The organism is Nocardia araoensis NBRC 100135 (assembly GCF_000308435.1).
In the GTDB taxonomy this organism is placed as follows: Bacteria; Actinomycetota; Actinomycetes; order Mycobacteriales; family Mycobacteriaceae; genus Nocardia; species Nocardia araoensis.
Genome location: NZ_BAFR01000174.1, coordinates 19,652 through 40,463 on the forward strand (window position 1 = coordinate 19,652; position 20,812 = coordinate 40,463).

Annotated in this window: 19 protein-coding genes; 6 read left to right on the forward strand and 13 right to left on the reverse strand. The window is 68.5% G+C overall.

Going from position 1 to position 20,812, the window contains the following annotated elements; all coding sequences use genetic code 11:
* Positions 1-9: 9 nt before the first annotated feature.
* From ON21_RS38660 to sucC, 4 genes are all read right to left on the reverse strand, one after another.
* Entirely contained in the window at positions 10-1,497 is a 1,488-nt protein-coding gene (locus tag ON21_RS38660) for a cell division protein PerM (protein WP_039801154.1), read from the reverse strand.
* Positions 1,498-1,589: 92 nt separating this feature from the next.
* Positions 1,590-2,582, reverse strand: a complete 993-nt coding sequence (locus ON21_RS24255) for a DUF5336 domain-containing protein (RefSeq protein WP_245562711.1) — start codon at positions 2,580-2,582, stop codon at positions 1,590-1,592.
* A gap of 483 nt (positions 2,583-3,065) precedes the next feature.
* Positions 3,066-3,980 (reverse strand): succinate--CoA ligase subunit alpha, encoded by a 915-nt coding sequence (gene sucD / locus ON21_RS24260; RefSeq protein ID WP_039801159.1) that lies wholly within the window; start codon positions 3,978-3,980, stop codon positions 3,066-3,068.
* 26 nt (positions 3,981-4,006) lie between these two features.
* Positions 4,007-5,173 (reverse strand): ADP-forming succinate--CoA ligase subunit beta, encoded by a 1,167-nt coding sequence (gene sucC / locus ON21_RS24265; RefSeq protein ID WP_039801161.1) that lies wholly within the window; start codon positions 5,171-5,173, stop codon positions 4,007-4,009.
* Positions 5,174-5,710: 537 nt separating this feature from the next.
* Here sucC and ON21_RS24270 point away from each other — a divergent pair.
* A complete protein-coding gene (locus tag ON21_RS24270; protein ID WP_039801163.1) occupies positions 5,711-6,967 on the forward strand; it encodes a M23 family metallopeptidase in 1,257 nt (418 codons plus the stop codon).
* A gap of 279 nt (positions 6,968-7,246) precedes the next feature.
* Here ON21_RS24270 and ON21_RS36045 read toward each other — a convergent pair whose 3' ends face one another.
* Positions 7,247-8,491: a helix-turn-helix domain-containing protein gene (locus ON21_RS36045; RefSeq protein WP_157170947.1), complete on the reverse strand. Its 1,245-nt coding sequence runs from the start codon at positions 8,489-8,491 to the stop codon at positions 7,247-7,249.
* A gap of 217 nt (positions 8,492-8,708) precedes the next feature.
* Between ON21_RS36045 and ON21_RS38665 the strand changes: the two genes are divergently transcribed.
* Entirely contained in the window at positions 8,709-9,023 is a 315-nt protein-coding gene (locus ON21_RS38665; protein WP_039801165.1) for a hypothetical protein, read from the forward strand.
* A 114-nt stretch (positions 9,024-9,137) separates the two neighbouring features.
* On the opposite strand, the gene ON21_RS24285 is transcribed toward ON21_RS38665, so the two are convergent.
* Positions 9,138-9,497: a hypothetical protein gene (locus ON21_RS24285; RefSeq protein ID WP_051021289.1), complete on the reverse strand. Its 360-nt coding sequence runs from the start codon at positions 9,495-9,497 to the stop codon at positions 9,138-9,140.
* A gap of 65 nt (positions 9,498-9,562) precedes the next feature.
* On the opposite strand from ON21_RS24285, the gene ON21_RS24290 reads away from it, so the two are divergent.
* Positions 9,563-10,003 carry a MarR family winged helix-turn-helix transcriptional regulator gene (locus tag ON21_RS24290; protein ID WP_039801167.1) on the forward strand — a complete coding sequence of 147 codons (441 nt, stop codon included), beginning with the start codon at positions 9,563-9,565 and terminating at the stop codon, positions 10,001-10,003.
* 5 nt (positions 10,004-10,008) lie between these two features.
* On the opposite strand, the gene ON21_RS24295 is transcribed toward ON21_RS24290, so the two are convergent.
* Both ON21_RS24295 and pcrA read right to left on the reverse strand, forming a co-directional pair.
* Positions 10,009-10,434, reverse strand: coding sequence for a hypothetical protein (locus tag ON21_RS24295; protein ID WP_039801169.1), 426 nt, complete (start codon positions 10,432-10,434; stop codon positions 10,009-10,011).
* Positions 10,435-10,491: 57 nt separating this feature from the next.
* On the reverse strand, positions 10,492-13,077 hold the full coding sequence (gene pcrA, locus ON21_RS24300; RefSeq protein ID WP_039801171.1) for a DNA helicase PcrA: 2,586 nt from the start codon (positions 13,075-13,077) through the stop codon (positions 10,492-10,494).
* A 385-nt stretch (positions 13,078-13,462) separates the two neighbouring features.
* On the opposite strand from pcrA, the gene ON21_RS24305 reads away from it, so the two are divergent.
* Positions 13,463-13,756: a chorismate mutase gene (locus ON21_RS24305; protein ID WP_062977356.1), complete on the forward strand. Its 294-nt coding sequence runs from the start codon at positions 13,463-13,465 to the stop codon at positions 13,754-13,756.
* A 128-nt stretch (positions 13,757-13,884) separates the two neighbouring features.
* On the opposite strand, the gene ON21_RS24310 is transcribed toward ON21_RS24305, so the two are convergent.
* Positions 13,885-15,342: an NAD-dependent succinate-semialdehyde dehydrogenase gene (locus ON21_RS24310; protein WP_039801176.1), complete on the reverse strand. Its 1,458-nt coding sequence runs from the start codon at positions 15,340-15,342 to the stop codon at positions 13,885-13,887.
* Positions 15,343-15,559: 217 nt separating this feature from the next.
* Here ON21_RS24310 and pgi point away from each other — a divergent pair, with 217 nt between their 5' ends.
* A complete protein-coding gene (gene pgi / locus ON21_RS24315) occupies positions 15,560-17,197 on the forward strand; it encodes a glucose-6-phosphate isomerase (RefSeq protein ID WP_039801317.1) in 1,638 nt (545 codons plus the stop codon).
* Between the two features lie 20 nt (positions 17,198-17,217).
* On the opposite strand, the gene ON21_RS24320 is transcribed toward pgi, so the two are convergent.
* The 3 genes from ON21_RS24320 to ON21_RS24330 all read right to left on the reverse strand — a co-directional run bounded on the left by ON21_RS24320 (position 17,218) and on the right by ON21_RS24330 (position 19,669).
* Positions 17,218-17,760 carry a potassium channel family protein gene (locus ON21_RS24320; RefSeq protein ID WP_039801178.1) on the reverse strand — a complete coding sequence of 181 codons (543 nt, stop codon included), beginning with the start codon at positions 17,758-17,760 and terminating at the stop codon, positions 17,218-17,220.
* Between the two features lie 135 nt (positions 17,761-17,895).
* On the reverse strand, positions 17,896-18,612 hold the full coding sequence (locus tag ON21_RS24325; RefSeq protein ID WP_051021305.1) for a nucleoside/nucleotide kinase family protein: 717 nt from the start codon (positions 18,610-18,612) through the stop codon (positions 17,896-17,898).
* Between the two features lie 133 nt (positions 18,613-18,745).
* Positions 18,746-19,669 carry a LysR family transcriptional regulator gene (locus ON21_RS24330; protein WP_039801180.1) on the reverse strand — a complete coding sequence of 308 codons (924 nt, stop codon included), beginning with the start codon at positions 19,667-19,669 and terminating at the stop codon, positions 18,746-18,748.
* Between the two features lie 71 nt (positions 19,670-19,740).
* Here ON21_RS24330 and ON21_RS24335 point away from each other — a divergent pair, with 71 nt between their 5' ends.
* Positions 19,741-20,145, forward strand: a complete 405-nt coding sequence (locus ON21_RS24335) for a nuclear transport factor 2 family protein (protein ID WP_039801181.1) — start codon at positions 19,741-19,743, stop codon at positions 20,143-20,145.
* A gap of 7 nt (positions 20,146-20,152) precedes the next feature.
* Here ON21_RS24335 and ON21_RS24340 read toward each other — a convergent pair whose 3' ends face one another.
* A complete protein-coding gene (locus ON21_RS24340) occupies positions 20,153-20,746 on the reverse strand; it encodes a TetR/AcrR family transcriptional regulator (RefSeq protein ID WP_039801183.1) in 594 nt (197 codons plus the stop codon).
* Positions 20,747-20,812: the final 66 nt, after the last annotated feature.

The window sequence follows — 20,812 nt, forward strand, 5'->3', positions numbered from 1 at the left end:
GGTTAGAGCCTAACGACCGTCCACCCGGTCACTGTCCGGCAGGTCCGCCTCGACCACCTCGGCGTCGACGATGTCGCCCGCGGCGTGGTCGTGCTGCGAGCCGCCGGTCTCGATCGCGGCCTGCTCGTCGACGAGTTCGGCGTCCAGCGGAGCCTCCAGCTCGGGACGGTCGTAGTCGTCGTAGTAATAGTCGTCGTCCTCGTAGTAGTCGCCGTCGTCCGCCTCGTAGTAGTCGTCGTCCTCGTCGCGGTAATCGTCGTACGGATCGGTGTAGTCCGCCGGTGGGACGCCGACCGGCACGAGGAACCAGCGAGCGAACGCCAGGCCCGCGTAGCCGGGAACCGCCAGCCAGGCGAAGGTGAGCAGGGCGAAGATCGGCGGGTGCAGGCCGACCCGGCCCATCTCGCCGAGTTCGCCGCCCGCGACCGCGCCCGCCACGGTCAGCGCGAGCGCGGCGAGCGCGGCGGAGAAGAGGGTTGCCCACGGCGCGCCGATCCGGTCGGTGGAGGTGCGCGCGATGTCCAGTCCGCCGAGCACGCCGACCGCGGCCGGGATCAGCAGCACCACCGGCCACCATCCCGCCGCCGGACCGGTCGGCACCGCGGCGAGCAGCGGGAACGCCGGGATCGGGCCGCCGACGACGGAGAACACCCCGAAGGAGGCGACGCCGATCTGGGCGCTGGAACCGACCAGCACACCGACGGTGGGGAGCACCAAGTTGGGCAGATACGCCAGCGACAGCAGCGTCAGGCCGAGGACGCCCCCGACATTGCCCGCCGACTGATACATGTCGCCGAGCCGCGAAACGTGCGCCAGGAACGAGACCACCACCACGGCGGTCGCGCAACCCAGCAAGCGCAGGACGGATCGGCCCGCGCCGTAGAGGCCGGAGACCGCCCAGTCGGGCAGGCGCAGCAGCACGAACAGCTCCCGCCGCAGACGGACGGCGATGCCGATGGCGGCGGCGAGCAGATACAACACGGCGACCCACGCGAACGCGGCGAGGGTGTTCGGCGGTTGCAGCGCGATGACACCGGAAGCGTCTTCGGTGACCGCGAGGCAGACGGAAGTGACCAGCAGGGGACCGCCCACCGCGGCCCCGACGATCCACCCGAGATCCGCCCTGGTGCACTGCGGTTCCACGGCGCGCGCGCATTCCCGTGCGGCCAGCCACACCAACAGGGCGGTCGGCAAGAGCGGAAGCAATCCGAGCGAGGTCTTGCCGATCACCAGCGGAACCTGGTGCACGCCCAGCCAGGAGGCGGCGATCGCGCCGGAGGCGCCGTCCAGATCGCTGCCCGCCGCCAGGAGCGTGGCGAGCACGAGGACGACCAGAGTGGTCAGCCCGAAGGCCGAAGGGCGGCCCGCGACGGCGATGAGCACCCTGGACCGCTCCGGAGTGAGGGACAGAAACCCGGCTTCGTCCGCGTCGGGATGCGGCTGCGACGAGCGCGGCCCGCCGATCCGGCGGGCCGAGGAGTTTCTGGAGGAGCTCATGGCATTTCAGCGTGGCATCCTCCCCGGCGCGAACGGGTCAGGCGCGCCGCAGGCACGCGATCGCCGCACCGGGGAGGACGCCGCTGAGTTCTCTACTTGTTCTTGTCGTCCGAAGGACGGAACGCCTGGGTGGCGTCCGAGGACGGATCGCCGCTCTGCTCGCCGCCGAACGGACCGCTCTGCTGGCTCTGCTGGCCCTGCTGCTGGCCGTAGCCGGAGGAACCGTAGGGCGACTGCTGACCGGACTGCTGCTGGCCGCCGAAGTGCTGGGTCACGCTCTCGTCGGGGCGCGGCTGCGCGCCGTACGGCGAACCCGGCTGCTGCGGCGCGCCGTAAGCCGTGGTCGGCTGGCTCTGCCCGTAGGGCGACTGCGGCTGGCCGTACGCCTGGCCCTGCTGACTCTGCCCGTAGCCCGGCTGACTCTGCCCGTAAGGCGACGGCTGCCCCTGCTGGGACGGGAACTGCGGCGGCGCGGGCTGCGCGCCGTACCCGGCCTGCCCATAAGGGCTCGCGCCGTAGCCGGGCTGCTGACCCGGCTGCCCGTAGGACGGCTGTCCCTGCCCGAACGGCTGCTGCTGTCCGTAGCCGCCCTGGCCGAAGCCGCCCGGCGCGGCGGCCGGGCGCGGCGCGGGCGCCTTGAGGATGCCCACCTCGAACAGCGTCGCGGCGATCGCCACCGCGGCCTGCACGAAGGACAGCACGAGCAGCACGAACGCACCCACCTTGAGCTCGCTGCCCGAACCGAAGTTGAACGACTGGAACAGCAGCGCGACGAAGCCCGCGGTCGAAGCCGCCGCGGCCGCGCCGGTCCAGTTCTGCTTGGGCAGCAGCGACAGCCCGGCGAGCAGGCCGCCGAGCAGCAGCAGGCCGAGCAGCGGGGAGCCGGAGGCCACCTCGAAGAGGTTGCGCGTCTCCGCTCCGCTGACCCTGGTGCCGCCGAAATCGATCGGCTTGCTGCCGAGGAACGGCAGGAAGCCGAGCAGGAAGTTGATCACGCCGAGCGCCGCTACGCCGACCACCAGGAAGAACGGCAGACCTTTGGCATCGGAACCGGTAGCGCTCGAACCTGAAGTGGCGCCACCCACGGCGGGGCTCTGACTGGATGGCGCTGAGGGCGAGGGTGTGTTGTACCCAGAGCCCCCGGTCGGGTAGGACATGTCGTCGTCTCCTAAATCGAGTCGTACATGGTCTTCACGGCTGGATTACTTCTGACGCTACTGCACTCCCTCGCCATGGTCATCCCGCCGCGACGGCCGGAACGAGCGGATCGGCCCGTCTTCCGGCAGGTCGCGGCACATGCCCGGCGCGGAGCCCTCAGCGAGACCACCTACCGCTCTCTGAAACTGTTGCCCGCGATGGCGCTTTTCACACCACGCGGATTCTCGATATCGGGGAATTCCCGGTGACGATCGGATGAACCATCCGCCCGGCTGCCTCGTGATGGATAGCGAGGAGAACCACGAGTGGCCGGTCAGGACGCTCGGCTTCTGCCCAAGCCTGAGCCCATCGCCACATATGACGAAGGCCGCCCCCCGAATTCGGAGGCGGCCTTCGTGCACGATGGGAGGTCAGGCGCTGATGCTGGCCTTCTCCAGGATCTCGCGAGCCAGCGCGGCGGTCTCGGACGGCGTCTTGCCGACCTTCACGCCCGCGGCCTCCAGCGCGTCCTTCTTCGCCTGGGCGGTGCCCGACGAGCCGGACACGATGGCGCCCGCGTGGCCCATCGTCTTGCCCTCGGGGGCGGTGAAGCCCGCCACGTAGCCGACGACCGGCTTGGTGACGTTGGCCTTGATGTAGGCCGCGGCCCGCTCCTCGGCGTCGCCGCCGATCTCGCCGATCATCACGATCAGCTTGGTCTCCGGGTCCTTCTCGAACGCCTCGATGGCGTCGATGTGGGTGGTGCCGATGACCGGGTCGCCGCCGATGCCGATGGAGGTCGAGAAGCCGAAGTCGCGCAGCTCGTACATCATCTGGTAGGTCAGCGTGCCCGACTTGGACACCAGGCCGATCGGGCCCTTGCCGGTGATGTTGGCCGGGGTGATGCCGACCAGCGACTCGCCGGGGGTGATGATGCCGGGGCAGTTCGGGCCGATGATCCGGGTCTTGTTGCCCTTCTCCACGTTGTAGGCCCACGCGTAGGCGGTGTCCTGCACCGGGATGCCCTCGGTGATGACCACCAGCAGCGGGATCTCCGCGTCGATGGCCTCGATGATGGCGTCCTTGGCGAACTTCGGCGGCACGAACGCGATGGACACGTCGGCGCCGGTCTCCTTGATGGCCTCGGCGACGGTGCCGAACACCGGCAGCTCGACCGCGTTGCCGTCCTTGTCGGTGTGCGCGACGGTGGTGCCCGCCTTACGCGCGTTCACACCGCCCACGATCTGGGTGCCCGCCTTCAGCATCAGCGCGGTGTGCTTGGTGCCCTCGCCGCCGGTGATGCCCTGGACGATGACCTTGGAGTCCTTGTTCAGGAAGATAGACATTTCTTTTCGTCCTTACTCGGCCGTCGTTATCGGGCGGCTGCCAGTTCGGCGGCCTTGTCGGCGCCTTCGTCCATTGTCTGCGCCAGCGTCACCAGCGGGTGGTTGGCGTCGGCCAGGATCTTGCGGCCCTCGTCGACGCGGTTGCCGTCCAGGCGGACGACCAGCGGCTTGTTGGCCTCGTCGCCCAGGATCTCCAGCGCCTTCACGATGCCGTTGGCGACCGCGTCACACGCGGTGATGCCGCCGAACACGTTGACGAACACGCTCTTGACCTGGCTGTCGTTCAGGATGACGTCCAGACCCGCGGCCATCACCTCGGCCGAGGCGCCGCCGCCGATGTCCAGGAAGTTGGCCGGCTTCACGCCGCCGTGGCCCTCGCCCGCGTACGCGACGACGTCCAGGGTGGACATGACCAGACCGGCGCCGTTGCCGATGATGCCGACCTCACCGTCGAGCTTGACGTAGTTGAGGTCGTTCTCCTTGGCCTTGAGCTCGAGCGGGTCGGTCGCGTCCTTGTCCGCGAACGCCTCGTGCTCCGGGTGCCGGAATCCGGCGTTCTCGTCGAGGGTGACCTTGCCGTCCAGCGCGAGGATCTCGTCCTGCGGGGTGCGCACCAGCGGGTTGACCTCGACCAGGGTGGCGTCCTCCGCGACGAAGACCTCCCACAGCTTCTGGATGGTCACGGCGGCGGCGTCCAGCACGTCGGCGGGCAGGTGGCCCTGCTCGGCGATCGAACGCGCGAACGCCAGGTCCACGCCCTTGACCGCGTCGACCGGGACCTTCGCCAGCCGCTCCGGCTTGGTCGCGGCGACCTCTTCGATCTCCATGCCGCCCTCGACGGAGCACATGGCCAGGTAGGTCCGGTTGGCCCGGTCCAGCAGGAAGGAGATGTAGTACTCCTCCGCGATGTCCTTGGCCTCGGCCACCAGGATCTTCTTGGTGATGTGGCCCTTGATGTCCAGCCCGATGATGTTCTGCGCGTGCGTGAGCGCGTCGTCCGGGGTCGCGGCGTACTTGACGCCACCGGCCTTGCCGCGGCCACCGGCCTTCACCTGGGCCTTGATCATCACCGGCTTGCCGATTTCCTCCGCGATGGCGCGGGCGTCCTCGGCCGTGTCCGTGACGCGGCCCTCGGACGAAGGCACTCCGTGCTTAACGAAGAGCTCCTTCGCCTGATATTCGAAGAGATCCATGTACTCACCGTCTCGTCTGCGTTGTGATGACAACGTCTTTGTTGGCGGCCCGACGTCGGAAGCGGGTCGGGTCGGACTCTAACCAGTCACATGGAGGGCCAATCGGCCACGTTCATCCTAAGTGGCGCAGGTCACGGACCGACGTCAGGAGCGGCAAAACCGCTGGCCAACACTACTGGCGAGTAGGTTGCTGGCACCGCGCCAGGTAGAGCGCCGAACCCGGGAGCGCGGGGCAATCTACTACAACTCGTCGTTGAGCGACCTCTCGGGAGTGCCCATAGCGCAGTGAGATATTCCGTGGGCTAAGCGTGATGAATCTCACATGTTTGTTACGGACCCTGCGCACCGCTTGTCGCGGCTCAATCGTTTCGTTACCGTCATTGCGGTCGATGTCACAACACGGTCACGACTAGGAGGACGGCAAGCTTTGACGCAGCACAGCGCTCCGCAGACGGAGAGCCGCTCCGCATTCGACCGATCGACGCCGCTGGTCAGGCGGCTTCCGAGTTCCACCAGCTTCACGATGTGGCACCGCCGATGAACAACAGTTCCACCTTCGCTCCCGCTGATCGCTCGCGGACGGGACATCGTTACCGCCCCGACGACGAGCCCTTCGCCCCGGCGAGCTACGCCGGGCCCTCGTTCGACCAGCACCACGCCGGGTACGAGGCGGCTCCGCAGGCCGAGTACGACTTCCAGCCCGCCGGTGGCGGGTACGGCTTCGAGACCGAGCAGCCCGTCCACGGCGGAGGCTATGACCAGCCGGTCTACGAGAATGCCGCGTCCGACAACTCCTGGGCCACGAACAACGCGTGGGCACAACAGGAGTGGTCCCAGCAGCAGACCTGGTCCGACGGCGGCGCGTGGAGTTCCGGCGACGCGTGGGCAGAAGAGGAGTCCTGGGCGCCCGACGAGCGGGCCTGGGTGTCCGACACCGGCTGCTGGGCTCCCGAGGAGTCCTGGGCGACCGAGACCGCCGAGCCCGAGGCCGAGGCCGACGAGGAGCCGGGCACACCCGCCCTTCCGACCGTCATCCCGGGGCGCCGCGCCACGAACAAGCGCGGTGGCGCGCACCGGGTGGCCGCGCCGCCCGCCGCGCTCAAGGGACGCGCCGCGGTGGCGGCCGTCGCCGCTGGCGCTGTCGTAGCGGCCGGGCAGGCCGCGTTCGCCTCGCCCGACCAGCCCTCGCAGGCGGTCGACTACGAAGCCGCCGGACAGATCCACGAGATCGCCGCGCAGTCGATGAACGTTGCCGACCCGACGGCGGCGCCGGACTCACCGCAGGTGCTGAGCGTCTCCGCGCCGGCCAACCTCGATCAGTTCAACGACATTCTGCAAAAAGGCCAGAAGTACGCCGAGGACCTCGCCGCCCAGGAGGCCTCGAAGCTTCGGCCGCTGTTCACCAGGTTCGCCGCGGGCACTTTCACCTCCGGCTTCGGCGCCCGCTGGGGCGTGCAGCACCTCGGCATCGACATCGCGGGCCCGATCGGCACTCCGATCTACGCCGTCGCCGACGCCACCGTGATCGAGGCCGGTCCCGCGTCGGGCTTCGGCATGTGGGTCCGCCTGCTGCACGACGACGGCACCATCACCATCTACGGCCACATCGACACCGCCACGGTGTCGGCGGGCCAGCGTGTGCTCGCAGGCGACCAGATCGCGACGATCGGCAACCGCGGCTTCTCCACCGGCCCGCACTGCCACTTCGAGGTCTGGTTGAACGGCACCGACAAGGTCGATCCGCTGCCCTGGCTGGCCACCCGCGGCATCAGTCTCGGCCCGCAGCGCGACTGAAACACTCTCGACAAGGCGCTGGCAGACCTGCTGCCGCATTGACACCGCGACCCGGCGATCACTGCAATGCCGGGAGCCGGCCAAATCAGCTGATACGCAGAGTTGTTCGTCCGCTGCGGTTGGGTCATCACTGTCATGACGTCGGCTGACGCTGACCATTTGAGACCCGGTGGTCGCCCACCGATGAGAAGCGTGCGTCGGGTCGCCGTGCCGATGAACTGTTGCGGCGCGGCCTTCCGCTCCTCCCCCGAATTTCGAGACCCGCTCGGAAATACCGCCTCAGAGAGTGGGGATGTCGGTGGGAGCTGTGTCCCTGAATAATTCCGGAGCAGTGCGACGAATCTTGCGCAAGGCGATGTCGGCACGAGCGGAGTCGACGGCGTGCAAGGCGGGCAGAGCACCCCGCCACATGTCGATGGCGTCAGTGTGCTTGCCGAGCTTCCAGCGCAGTACGCCGGTTTCGGCAGCGCTGAGTGCCCAGACGCGGGCGTGGGTCCGAGGGTCCCAGACGCTGGTGGTTAGTTCGCTGTAGCGCTCCGCGTTGGCGAGGTCCCCCAGGGAGAGGTAGGTCCTCGCGGCTTGGTGCACAACGGTGCCTTTGTTGGGGCACCACATCGACACCCAGCGGGGTTGTTCGCTGGTCAGCTCGGGGGTTAGGTGCGGTTCGACGGTCCACAGGGCGGCCAGTGCGCCCCCGTGGTCGCCGGTTTCTGCGCGGCAGCGAGCCAGAGTGACAGTGAGCAGCGCCGTCGCATCGGGTCCGAGATGGCCTCGGCCTCGAGCTACGGCCGCTTCGGCGAGGGCGGGACTGAATTTCGGCCTGCCGATATCGGCTCCCTGCATGGCGAGGATGCGCAGCACCCAGGCGTCCTGGCCAGGCACTCGGCCTTCCTCCGCCAGCCGCAACGCGGAGAGGAAATACCGCTGTGCGATGCCGTCCTCCCCTGCGTCGTGCGCTTTGAAACCCGCCAGGTAGGCCAGCTCGGCGGCGGCGCTGAACGCGGCGGAACGGACCGTGGAATCGGCGAACCGCGAGCGCAGCAGGGACGCGACATCGGTACTCAGGAACTCGGCGACGGCGGTGCGGCCGATACCGCCGCCCTTTACCTCGTCCAGGCGCAGGAACGCGTCTGTGATCCCCTGCACAGCACGGACTTCCGCCATGCCGACGCGCGTCGAGTCATTTACTCCCGCCAACCGGGACATTTCCGATGGCGATACCAACGCGGTCGCGGAAAGTGCCGCGCTGTAGACGGATGTGTGTAGAAACGACCGCCGGTCGACGTCCGCTCGGCCCAACATACTGACCAGTGTGACAGGATCGCATGTCATTTCGCCGCACACGCGCATGTAGGCGGCGATCACGTCGGCCGAGGCGACGCGTGTTCCGGTCTCGACATGTCCCAAATAGCTGCGCGAGAACGGGATTCGTGCCGCCAGATCGGCCAGCGACAGTCCCGCCGCCTGTCTGGCGGCTCGCAGATGTTCCCCGATGTCAGGGGGAAGCCCCCCGTCCGTCCCCATGCGTGGATCGTAAGCGGATCCGTAGACGCGTTGTAGCCGTTTCCCCAGTCTGAAGACATCTTTTCCGCGCGACGCCGGCAGCCGCACCCACCCGGCGGGCGCGTCTGTTCCGTCCGGACCGGACGCACCGCCTGTCGTGAGCGGCACGCGGTGACCATCACCCCGCCGGGTGGCGTGCACCCACATGACAAGCCGAGAACAGCAGGGGTGAAACTCGATGGGGTTCAACTGGTGGCGAGATGCCGAGCAGGACGACATGTCGGCGCAAGCGATCATCGATCGGGTAGCCGCCGAGTGGCGTGCCGCACGTGAACGCGAACGGATTCACGCCGAGCAGCCCGACGCGGAACTGTGGCCTGCCGGCTGGCCACACGATGCTCCCGAAACGCCGTTGAGCGTTCCCGAAGCGCATCAGACCATGCAGCGGCACCGGGCATGCCGCGCCGATGAGTGTCCGCGCAAGGCAGCGGCCCGGCAGACGCTCATCGACGCCGGACGGATGAAACCGGACACTTCGCGGGAACCGCGCTGACGGGTGCTCGCGGCGGCATGCGGCGGGAACCGACAACCTGTCCGAGTCTACGATGGCCAACTTGTCGCACCACCGGGCAAGAGCCGGGCTCCAGCAGCTTGCGGCCCGCGGGAATCATCCGGTGGTCAGCAAGTGGGCCATCGACGCGAGATGAATCGCGCCGACGAGTACCGACCCCGCCACCTGCCCAGGGTTCCGCTGCCAAAGACCTATCACCGCATCCCCGACTTGGCACGCCCCCGCGACGGCGAGAAGGGCGATCCAGGCGCCGTTCGGAATCGACAGAAATACCCCCACCACGACCGCGCCCCCGACCGGAACAGCCCGTGCCGCATACATGGCGGCGTAGTACCGCGTCGAGGCCACCACAGCCGTTCGCGCCAACGCTGTGGGCGCGACAACGCCCGTAACTGCGAACCCTACGGTGACCAGTGCGACAGCCGCGTTGAGCGCGGCGAGCCAGTTCGACACCACGATACCTACCGTTCACTTGAGAATCGTTCTGAACTGAATCATTTACTCGCGATAGTATCTGCTCCGTGAATCGTGTCAACGGTGAAGATCTGCTCGACTCGCTGAGTTTTCGGCTCGGAGTGGTCGGCACGCGGATAACCCAGATGCTCGGTGCCCGGATCGAAGCGCTCGGATTGACGCACAAGCAGGTCGGCGTGCTGGCCGTCGTCGATGCCGGTCGGGCAAGATCGCAACGCGAGGTGGCGGCCGCGCTCGGGGTCGCGCCGAGCCTCGTGGTGACTCTCGTGGATCGCCTGGTCGCAATGAATGCGCTCGTCCGCGTTCAGGACCCCGCCGACCGTCGCGTATACACACTGGAACTGACCGACCGGGGACGTGATCTGCTCGGTCGCAGTGTCGCGATCGTAAACGAGCTGGACCGCGACCTACGGAATTCACTTGACCAGCAGGACACAGCGGCGGTGCACACCGCGCTGACGCGTTTCATGACCAAGATCCAGCGCTAGGCAACCTAGGGCGCGGCTGCGATCGCCGAGCCGATCAACACCACGACCTTGACGACCTCCAGGCCGATGTACCAGTAGTGCGCGTGGGAGCGCGGCAGATCCTCGCCCGCCAGCACGCGATCGGAGCGGCGGGACAGTGGCGGGCGCACCACCGCGATCTGAACGGCCAGCACTACGGCGGCGATGCCCAGCCATACCCAGACCGCCGTGCCGGGGCCGACGATCAGGGCCGCGAGCACCAGCACTGCCGCGAGTACGGCCTCGACGATGTTCAGCGCGCGGAACACCAAGCGGCCGATGCCGAGGCCGAGCGGCAGCGTGACCCCGGGAGCGCGGAACTTCAGCGGCGCTTCCAGGAACGAGATGGCCAGCACCATGCCCAGCCAGAGCATGGGCAGGAACCACAGGAGATGCTGTGCGATCGTATCCACGTCGCGGACCCTATCGACGCGACACCGACAAGGGCAGGGTCGAAAGGCCCGCGCCGCTCACAGTTTGACCAGCGTGCGGCTGTACTGGGGGATCAACCGGATCTTGCCCGCGGTGCCGAAATCGATGGTCACCGTGGCCAGCGGCCCGAAGCCCTCGGCGGCGATCACGCGGCCGAGACCGTACTTGTCGTCGCTGACCCGATCGCCCACGGCGAGGACCAGGTTCGTGTTGTTGCGGGTCGCGCCGCCGGGGGCGGGCCTGCGCGGCCCGCGATCACGCAAGCCGGGCCGCGGCTCCGACCATCCGTCACCGCGCGTCCAGTCCCGCTCCAACCCGTCGTCGTCTCCGCCGCGTCGCCGCAGGCCCCTCGTTCCGGGTGAACCGGCGGGCTCGAGCCGACGCCAGTCGATGAGGTGGCCCGGAATCTCCTGGAGGAAGCGCGATTCGGGGTTCGACACCGGCTGGCCCCAGCCGGAGCGCACCACCGCGCGCGTCAGATACAGGCGCTGCCGGGCCCTGGTGATGCCGACGTAGGCGAGGCGGCGCTCCTCGGCGAGCTCGGTGGGATCGCCCAGCGCCCGCATGTGCGGGAACTGCCCGTCCTCCCAACCCGTCACGAACACCACCGGGAATTCCAGCCCCTTGGCGGTGTGCAAGGTCATCATCGTGACCACCCCGGAGCCCTCGTCCGGAATCTGGTCGGTGTCGGCCACCAGCGAGACCCGCTCCAGGAACGCGGCGAGCGAACCGGGATCCGGCTCGCCTTCGCCCACCTCGGGCAACAGCCCCTCCTGCCGGGCGGCCTCCGCGTTGTTGTGCGCCTCGGAGCTGAATTCCCGCGCGACGCTGACCAGTTCGTTGAGGTTGTCCAGCCGGGCGCCGTCCTGCGGGTCGTCGGAGGCCTCCAGCTCGGCGCGATAGCCGGTGCGCTCGAGCACCGCGTCGACGACGTTGCCGACGTCGGGGAAGTCGGACTCGGCTTGTTCGCCCGCGGCCCGGATGTCGTCGAGCAACTCCAGGAAGCCCGCGATGGCGCGCTGCGAGCGCGTGTTCAGCAGGGCCACCTTGCCTTCGGCGGCGTCGCGCAGGGCGGCGGCGAAACCGATGCCGCGCTGTTCGGCATGGACCGCCACGCACGCTTCGGCACGGTCGCCGATGCCGCGCCGGGGCGTGTTCAGGATGCGGCGCATGCTCACCGCGTCCTCCGGGTTCTCCAGCACCCGCAGGTAGGCGACCACGTCGCGCACTTCTTTGCGCTCGTAGAAGCGGACGCCGCCGACCACCTTGTAGGGCAGGCCCATCCGGATGAAGATCTCTTCCAGGGCGCGGGAGTTGTTGTTGGTGCGGTAGAACACCGCGACGTCGCCGTAGTTGGCCTCGCCCTGGTCGACCAGCCGGTCGATCTCGCGTGCGACGAACGACGCCTCGTCGTGCTCGTTGTCGGCGACGTAGCCGGTGATCAGCTCACCCGCACCGGAATCGGTCCACAGCTTCTTCTCGCGCCGGTTCTCGTTGCGCGAGATCACCGCGTTGGCGGCGGAGAGGATGTGCTGGGTGGAGCGGTAGTTCTGCTCCAGCAGAATGGTTTCCGCGTCGGGGAAATCGCGCTCGAACTCCTCGATGTTGCGAATCGTCGCGCCGCGGAAGGCGTAGATCGACTGATCGGCGTCACCCACCACGCACAGCTCGCTCGGCGGCACCCGGTCCTCGGCGGCGTCTTCCACGTGGTGGCCGACCAGCTCGCGGACCAGGACGTACTGCGCGTGGTTGGTGTCCTGGTACTCGTCCACCAGCACGTGCCGGAACCGGCGGCGGTAGTACTCGGCGACCTGCGGGTGGTTCTGCAGCAGCGCCACCGTCTCGCCGATCAGGTCGTCGAAGTCCAGCGCGTTCGCGGAGCGCAGCCTGCGCTGATACTCGGTGTAGACCCTCGCCACCAGGCCGGGCAGCTCCGTGTCGTCCGATTCCGCGTCGGCGGTGGCCCGGGCCGGGTCGATGAGTTCGTTCTTCAGATTCGAGATCGCCGTCGCGAGCAGTCGCGCCGAGTACTTCTTGGCGTCGATGTCCAGGTCTCGGCTGATCATGGTGAGCAAGCGCCGCGAATCGTCCGCGTCGTAGATCGAGAAGTTCGAGTTCAAGCCGGGCAGCAGCGCCGCCTGGGTGCGCAGGATGCGGACGCAACTGGAGTGGAACGTCGACACCCACATGTTGTTCGCCCGCGGGCCGACCAGCCCGGTGACCCGCTCCCGCATCTCCGCGGCGGCTTTGTTGGTGAATGTGATGGCCAGCACCTGCCCCGGCGTGACGCCGCGGGCGGCCAGCAGGTAGGCGATGCGGCGGGTGAGCACGGCCGTCTTGCCCGAGCCCGCGCCCGCCACGATGAGCAGCGGGGATCCGGTGTGCACCACCGCCGCGCGCTGCTGTGGATTCAGGCCGTCGAGCAGGCGCTCGGCCTCCTCGGTGCGCCGCTGTTCCCGCTCGACGCGCTGCCGTTCGCGCTCGGCGTCCGTTGGCGGCGCCTCGGGAATGGCGGCAGGCTGCGACCCCTCCGCCGCGTCACCGCCGGCGAACTGCGGTTTCGATGTCGGGTCCGGGTGCACGACTCGACCGGCCTGCGTCTTGGGAGCCACCGTGATGTCCATCGTCCATCCACGCTACCGGCGGCCACCGACAGAGATGAAGCCCCGGGTGACATCGGTATCGGTTCGGCGCCGGTCGACTGAACGGCGGGTGAACTCCCGCTGGTGGGAAGGGTTGACTGAAACGACCAGCATTTCTCGCGCGATTGCCAAACGTATCCGTTTTGCATACCCCCCAGCCCGTGGCACACTGGCGACATGCTCAGCGTTTTCGCAAGACATCCGATTCGGCTGCCAGCCGAACGCCGGGATCGCGGAGCCTGTACCTGAGCGCACCTTCTGGGGGGACAATACAAGGCCCCACCAGGTCTGTTTCACGGTGAAAGAACTGATCGGTAACGAGCCGTCGGCACGCGCCGATCGAAGTTCTGACACGAGGAGATGAATGATGAGCACCCCTGCCACGACGACCGGGTCCGAATCCGCGCTGCCGCAGACCGAGGCCGAGATCGACAAGCTCCGCAAGGAGATCGACCGGCTCGACGCGGAGATCCTGGCCGCGATCAAGCGCCGGACGGAGATTTCCCGGATCATCGGCCGGACGCGCATGGCGTCGGGCGGGCCGCGCCTGGTGCACAGTCGCGAGATGAAGGTGCTGGAGCGCTTCAGCGAGCTCGGCCAGGAGGGCCACACTCTCGCCATGCTGCTACTGCGCCTCGGCCGCGGTCGTCTCGGCCACTGAACCGATAGCCACGCGGCGCTCGCGAGACCGTCGCTTCCGAACAGGCCGCCCCGGGTGTCGAACACCCCGGGGCGGTCGCTTCATGTCCGCGTCGCGCCCGCACGCAGTGCGGGACCCGCGGCACTCGCTCACGTGAGCGCGATGTACTTCGTGGACAGGTACTCCTCGATGCCCTCGGTGCCGCCCTCCCGGCCGAAGCCGGACTCCTTGACGCCGCCGAAGGGGGCGGCCGGGTCGGAGATGACACCCCGGTTGACGCCCACCATGCCGGATTCCAGGCCCTCTGCGATCCGCAGCGCGCGACCGAGGTCGCGGGTGTAGACGTAGCTGACCAGCCCGAATTCGGTGTTGTTTGCGGCGGCCAGCCCCTCGGCTTCGGTGTCGAAGCCGACGATCGGCGCGACCGGGCCGAAGACCTCCTCCCGCAGGATCCGCGCTTGCGGCGGGACGTCGCGCAGGACGGTGGCCGGGTAGAACCAGCCCGGCCCGCCGGGCGCCTTGCCGCCGATCAACACCTGCGCGCCCGCCGCGACGGCGTCGTCCACCAATTCGCTGACCGTGCGCAGTTGCTCCTCGTTGATCAGCGGGCCGAGCGTCGTGTCCGGGTCGGCGCCGGGCCCGAGCCGCACGCTGCTCGACATCGCCTCGACCAGTTTGGTGGTGAACTCGTCGAGCACGCTGTTGTGCACGTGGAAGCGATTGGCGGCGGTGCACGCCTCGCCGCCGTTGCGCAGCTTCGCCAGCATCGCGCCCTGCACCGCGGCATCGACGTCGGCGTCGGCGAACACCACGAACGGCGCGTTCCCGCCGAGTTCCATCGAGGTGCGCAGCAGCCGGTTCGCCGACTTCTCCACCAGCTTCTTGCCCACCTCGGTGGAGCCGGTGAAGGTGAGCTTGCGCAGCCGGGAGTCGTCGAGCAGCGGTTGGGTCACCGCGCCGGAGTGGCTGGAGGTGAGCACCGACAGCACGCCGTCCGGCAGCCCGGCCTCGCTGCACAGCTTGCCCAGCAGCAGCATGGTCAGCGGCGTCGCCGACGCGGGCTTGACGATCATCGTGCAGCCCGCGGCCAGCGCCGGGCCGATCTTGCGCGTGCCCATGGCGAGCGGGAAGTTCCACGGTGTGATCGCCAGACAGGGGCCGACGGGCTGCTTGTGCACCATGATCCGGCCGGTGCCGGACGGCGCGTGCAGGTAGCGCCCGTGCACCCGGGCGGCCTCCTCGCTGAACCAGCGGAAGAACTCGGCGCCGTAGCGCACCTCGTTGCGGCTCTCCGGCAGCGCCTTGCCCATCTCCAGGGTCATCAGCAGGGCGAACTCTTCCGCGCGTGCGGTGATCTGCTCGAACACCGCCCGCAGGATCTCCCCGCGCTCCCGGGCGGGCGTGGCCGCCCACTCGTCCTGCACCTCGACGGCCGCGTCGAGCGCGCGCAGCGCGTCCTCCGGGGTCGCGTCCGCGACGTTCGCCAGCACCTCCCCGGTCGCCGGGTTGTGCACCGGGAAGGTACCTGCACCGGTGGCGTCGACGGCCCGCCCTCCGATCCACAACTGCTTGGGTACGGATTCGAGAAGTTCACGTTCGGACACCATGCGGCCAGCCTATGCCGCGAGACCTCATCCCGGAACGGACGCGGGCGCCCGGAATCGCCTCGCGTCCACCGCCTGGGATCTCACGTCGTCCGGACCTCCGGTCGCGGCAAGTCCGGTGCGGCAACGAGTGTTCACCCTCGACGCCGACGCCGATCCGGCCGACTCTCCGCGCCCGCAGCCGTGCGCGCGGCGGTGCCTGCTTGTACTCTCGGCGAACGTGAGCAGCGACATCACCGCGACGGCGGCATGGCGGAAACTGCACGATCACCACGGCACCGTCGCGGGACGACACCTGAGGGAGTTCTTCGCCGACGACCCGGCCCGGGGCAGCGAGCTGACCGTCCAGGTCGCGGACCTGCACATCGACTACAGCAAGCACCGCGTGAACCGGGAAACCCTGCATCTGCTGGTGGAATTGGCGCGCGAGGCGGGTGTGCCGCAGCGGCGCGACGCGATGTTCCGCGGCGAGCACATCAACACCTCCGAGGACCGGGCGGTCGGCCACGTCGCGTTGCGGTTGCCCGAAGGCGAGAGCATGGTCATCGACGGCGTCGACGCGGGCGCCGAGGTGCACGAGGTGCTGCGGCGGATGGGCGAGTTCACCGACGCGCTGCGCTCCGGCGCGTGGCGCGGGGCGACCGGTGAGCGCATCACGATGGTGGTCAACATCGGCATCGGCGGATCGGACCTCGGTCCGGTCATGGTGCATCAGGCGCTGCGGCACTACGAGAACGCGGGCATCGGCGCGCGATTCGTCTCGAACGTCGATCCCGCCGATCTGGTCGCGAAGCTGGACGGGCTCGACCCGGCCACCACGCTGTTCATCGTCGCGTCCAAGACGTTCTCCACCCTCGAGACGCTCACCAACGCGACCGCGGCCCGGCGCTGGCTGGTCGCCGCGCTGGGTGAGGACGCCGTGGCCAAGCATTTCGTCGCGGTGTCCACCAACGCCGACCGGGTCGCGAAATTCGGGATCGACACCGAGAACATGTTCGGTTTCTGGGACTGGGTCGGCGGCCGCTACTCGGTGGCCTCGGCGATCGGCCTGTCGGTGATGGCGACCATCGGCAAGGAGCGCTTCGCGGAATTCCTCGCCGGTATGCACGCGGTGGACCGGCACTTCGCCGAGGCGCCGCTCGAGGCGAACGCTCCGGTGTTGCTCGGCTTGCTCGGCGTCTGGTACTCGAACTTCTTCGGCGCCGAGTCACATGCCGTGCTGCCGTATTCGAACGACCTGGCCCGCTTCCCCGCCTATCTGCAACAGCTGACCATGGAGTCCAACGGGAAGTCGGTCCGCGCCGACGGCACTCCGGTCACCACCTCCACCGGCGAGATCTTCTGGGGCGAACCGGGCACCAACGGTCAGCACGCCTTCTACCAATTGCTGCATCAGGGCACCCGCCTGATCCCGGCGGATTTCATCGGATTCGCGCAGCCCACCGACGATCTGGCGACCAGCGACGGCACCGGCAGCATGCACGACATCCTGATGAGCAATCTGTTCGCGCAGACCAAAGTGCTCGCCTTCGGCAAGACCGCCGAGGAGATCGCGGCCGAGGGCACCGATCCGGCGATCGTGCCGCACAAGGTGATGCCGGGCAACCGTCCGTCCACCACCATCCTCGCGCCGCGACTCACCCCGTCGGTCGTCGGTCAGCTGATCGCGCTCTACGAGCACCAGGTTTTCGTGGAGGGCACCATCTGGGGCATCGACAGTTTCGACCAGTGGGGTGTCGAACTGGGCAAGCAGCAGGCACTCGCCTTGGCGCCGCTGCTCACGTCGGCCGAAGAGCCCGAGCAGCAGGATGATTCGTCCACCGACTCGCTGATTCGCTGGTACCGCGCCCACCGCTGATCCCCGCTCGCCGCGCGGGGCTAGTCGTCGGTCGGGCGGTTGCGCTGCGCCTGGTCCAACTGCTGGATGATGTGTGAAGTCGATATAGCGATCAGGATGCCGATGACGCCGAGGTCGAAGGCGACCTGCACCATGGTGGCCACCTTGGCGGCGGTCCCGACCGCGTGCACGTCGCCGTAGCCGACCGTGCCCAGCGTGACCATCGTGTAGTAGAGCGCGTCGGTCCGCGTGTGCAGGCCCTCGAACTGGCCGGGAGCGCGCAGTTCCAGCACGTAGTAGTACAGGGCGAAGAAGGTCACGACGACGCAGACCACGAGCAGCACGTCGTTGATACGTCCGACGGTCGCGCGTGGATCCATGATGTAGCGCCGGATGCGCCACCTGGCCAGCCAGATCAGGCCCGCCACGCCGACGATGAACGCGATCAGAGCCGGCGCGCCGGACAGTCGGCCGAACGGCGAGACCTGCAGCGGCAGGAAGTAGTAGAACAGCAGAGCGCACACCACGGCAAACAGATTGTGCAGAGCACGCGACAACCTGCCGACTGCGCGATTTCCTGTCATTCCTCCATCATCAGCCCAGGTAGAGCGCGTGAGCCACGACACGCGCCAGATGATGCGAAGGTCGGTGGCGGACCGAGGCGGTGCGTCGACCGCACGCGGACCAGACATCGACCAGCTCGGACGATCCGCGTATCGCTACGAGATGCTGGGATCGACCGTCGCCGCCGGGGGCGCGACGGCTACCGCGTAGCTTCCCGACTGCCAGCGCAGGACGAGATCGGCGCGTTCTTTGGTCGTCGCGACGAGATCCGCGTTGGGCAAGTCGCTGTTGTGCACTTTGTCGCGCGCTGCCGTTGGTATGCGACCACCGTGGATGTGCCTGTGCAGCAGGCGTTTCTCGATCACCTCGCGCGCGGCGTCCAGATACCAGCATTCGTCCAGCAATGGGCGTACAGCGGACCACCGCCGCGTTCCGAAGTCGTCGAGCAGCAAGTAGTTGCCCTCGGTGAGGACGATGGACTGCCGGTCGAACACCACGCCGTCGGGGACCGGAGCATCGATGGAGCGGTCGAAGGTGGGCCACGGCACCGGCTCGCCCACCGGCGTGGTGCGCAGGCGACGCAGCCCCGCGACATAGCCGTCGACGTCGAAGGTGTCCGGCTCGCCTTTGCGCGCAAGGCTTTCTGCCGCCCGCAGGACCTCGTTGGTCAGGTGATATCCGTCCATCGGCGCGATTTCGGCGATCTCGCCGCCCGCCTCGGCGTTGATCGCGTCGCGCAACGCGACCGACACGGTGGATTTGCCCGCGCCGGGCGGTCCCGCGATGCCGAGCAGATATCGTCGCCCCGCGGCCCGGTCGCGCACCCGCCGGGCCAGCCAGCTCAGCGGTCTGTCGACGAACTCCCCTGCCACCGCCGTCACACTACCGGCGCTTCGCCGTTTCGGACCGCTCCACTCTCGTACAGCTGTCGGACCCTCCCCTGCACTGACCGGCAGTCGTGCCGACTTGAAAAGTATCCACACTCGTCCACAGGTACCGCGGCTATCACGCCCCCACGCGAAGACGCTGGCGCACCTGGGTGGCCAAGTCCGCCGCCTGGTCGCGCAGCGCCTCGATGAACGCACCGCGCGGCTGCGCGGCCCCGCGAGCGCGATACGCGACGACCGTCCGCCGGACCGCCGACGGATGGTCGATCCGGAGCACCGCGACGGTCGGCGGGAGTACGGGTACGGCGATGCCGGGGACCACCGTGCTGCCCGATCCGGCCGCGACGAGCCCGATTTTGGCGACCCAGTCGCGGGCGACGAAGGCGATGCGCGGCTCCCGGCCGGGGTCGCGCCAGGCGCCGAGGAGGGTGGCGGACGGCTCCTGACTGCCCGCGATCCACCGTTCGTCGCGCAGCAGATCCGGCGTCGCGCTGACGGCGCCCGCCAGCGGATGCGTCGACCCGACCGCGACCAGCAACGGATCGTCCAGCAGGGGTTCGATCTCGACGCCGGAGGGCAGGGTGTCCGGCGCTGTCACCACGGCGAGGTCGAGGCGGCCCCGCGCGACGGCGGTGAGCAGTCTCGGGCTGAGTCCCTCCCGCAGCGAGATCCGCATGCGCGGGTCGCGGGCGGCGGTGGCGGCGATCGCTCGCGGCACCAACGCGGCCATCGCGGTGGAGAACGCCCCGATCCGCAGGCGGCCCGCCGGGCGCGCCGCGAGATGCCGGATGTCGTGCCTGGCCTGCTCCAGTTCACCGAGGATCACGTCCGCGTGTCGCAGCACGATGCGTCCGGCCTCGGTGGGCTGCACGCCGCGAGCGTGCCGCTCGAACAGAGCACGGCCCGCCGCCCGCTCCATGAGCGCGATCTGCCTGGACACCGCGGATTGCGTGTAGCCGAGGTTCTCCGCTGCGGTCGAGAACGATCCGCACGCGGCCGCCTCCCGCACCACTCGCAGTCCGGCGACGGTGAACTCATCCATGCGTAATGCTCATACCAGATATGCGAGACGGTCGCTTGTCGCATGCCACGGGCGACCCTAGCGTCGTCGTCATGACCGCTATCGAGAACAAGAAGCTGCTCGCCGACATCTTCGAGCAGATGTCCCTCGGCAACACCCGAGCGCTGAGCGACGCCATGGCCGACGACTTCCGCTGGGTGTTCCCGGGCGACTGGTCCTGGAGCGGCGCTTGGGAACCGAAGCGGGTAGTACTGGAACAACTCCTGCGTCCGCTGATGGCTCAGTTCACCGAGTACCGCAGCGCCGCCGAGACGATCCTCGCCGCGGACGACCGCGTGGTCGTTCAGGCCCGGGCCGAGGCCGTGACCACGCGCGGGGAGACCTACAACCAGACCTACTGCTTCATCTTCCGGGTCGCCGAAGGAAAACTGCGCGAGGTCGTCGAGCACTGCGACACGGCGTTGGTCGAACGTGTGCTGACCCGACCCGCCGGATAGGCCGGGCTCAGCCTCGCCAACCCGCGATGAGCAGGTCGGTGAGCCGATCCAGATAGTCCGGCTCGATCGGGATCCCCACGATCATCAGCCGCCAATAGAGCGGTCCGGCGAGCATGTCCAGCGCCAGATCGATGTTCAGCTCCGCGGGCAGCTCGCCGCGGGCGATAGCCCGCCGCAGCATGTCGGCGGCCCGCTCGCGCCGCGTATCCCGGGCGCCGATCAGAAGAGACTGCGCCAGCGTCGGGTTCCGCGATGCCTCCGCCAACAGATCGGGAATCACTCTGGCGGCCAACGGATGTGACAGCAGGCCCGCCGCCGACTCCAGATAGGCCCGCACATCATCGCGCAGGGTGCCGGTGTCAGGAGTCTCGGCGGCCGCGACCGCCAGCGTCGAGGAGAGCGCGGCCACCATCTCCTCCTTCGATCGCCAACGCCGGTAGACCGTCGGCTTGCTGACGCCGGCCCGGCGCGCCACCGCCTCCATCGAGAGCCGGCCGTAGCCGACCTCCGCCAATTCGGCGAGCACCGCTTCGGTGATGGCCGCCGTCACCTGCGGTTGCATTACGGCCGCCCCGGCGGGACGGCGTCGTTCGGCTGTCATGACCCCATCATGTCACAAAGATACGGTTGCGTTTACACGTGGGCGTAATCTATGGTTCCAACGTCG

What these genes read in the sequence shown, in the direction of transcription:
- ON21_RS24305 (WP_062977356.1), top strand. Translation starts at nt 13,463, where the DNA reads ATGAGCACCCCTGCCACGACGACCGGGTCCGAATCCGCGCTGCCGCAG.
- sucD (WP_039801159.1), bottom strand. Translation starts at nt 3,980, where the DNA reads ATGTCTATCTTCCTGAACAAGGACTCCAAGGTCATCGTCCAGGGCATC.
- ON21_RS24320 (WP_039801178.1), bottom strand. Translation starts at nt 17,760, where the DNA reads ATGACAGGAAATCGCGCAGTCGGCAGGTTGTCGCGTGCTCTGCACAAT.
- ON21_RS24310 (WP_039801176.1), bottom strand. Translation starts at nt 15,342, where the DNA reads ATGGTGTCCGAACGTGAACTTCTCGAATCCGTACCCAAGCAGTTGTGG.
- ON21_RS24330 (WP_039801180.1), bottom strand. Translation starts at nt 19,669, where the DNA reads ATGGATGAGTTCACCGTCGCCGGACTGCGAGTGGTGCGGGAGGCGGCC.
- ON21_RS24340 (WP_039801183.1), bottom strand. Translation starts at nt 20,746, where the DNA reads ATGACAGCCGAACGACGCCGTCCCGCCGGGGCGGCCGTAATGCAACCG.
- ON21_RS24335 (WP_039801181.1), top strand. Translation starts at nt 19,741, where the DNA reads ATGACCGCTATCGAGAACAAGAAGCTGCTCGCCGACATCTTCGAGCAG.
- ON21_RS38665 (WP_039801165.1), top strand. Translation starts at nt 8,709, where the DNA reads ATGGGGTTCAACTGGTGGCGAGATGCCGAGCAGGACGACATGTCGGCG.
- pcrA (WP_039801171.1), bottom strand. Translation starts at nt 13,077, where the DNA reads ATGGACATCACGGTGGCTCCCAAGACGCAGGCCGGTCGAGTCGTGCAC.
- ON21_RS38660 (WP_039801154.1), bottom strand. Translation starts at nt 1,497, where the DNA reads ATGAGCTCCTCCAGAAACTCCTCGGCCCGCCGGATCGGCGGGCCGCGC.
- ON21_RS36045 (WP_157170947.1), bottom strand. Translation starts at nt 8,491, where the DNA reads ATGGGGACGGACGGGGGGCTTCCCCCTGACATCGGGGAACATCTGCGA.
- ON21_RS24270 (WP_039801163.1), top strand. Translation starts at nt 5,711, where the DNA reads ATGAACAACAGTTCCACCTTCGCTCCCGCTGATCGCTCGCGGACGGGA.
- sucC (WP_039801161.1), bottom strand. Translation starts at nt 5,173, where the DNA reads ATGGATCTCTTCGAATATCAGGCGAAGGAGCTCTTCGTTAAGCACGGA.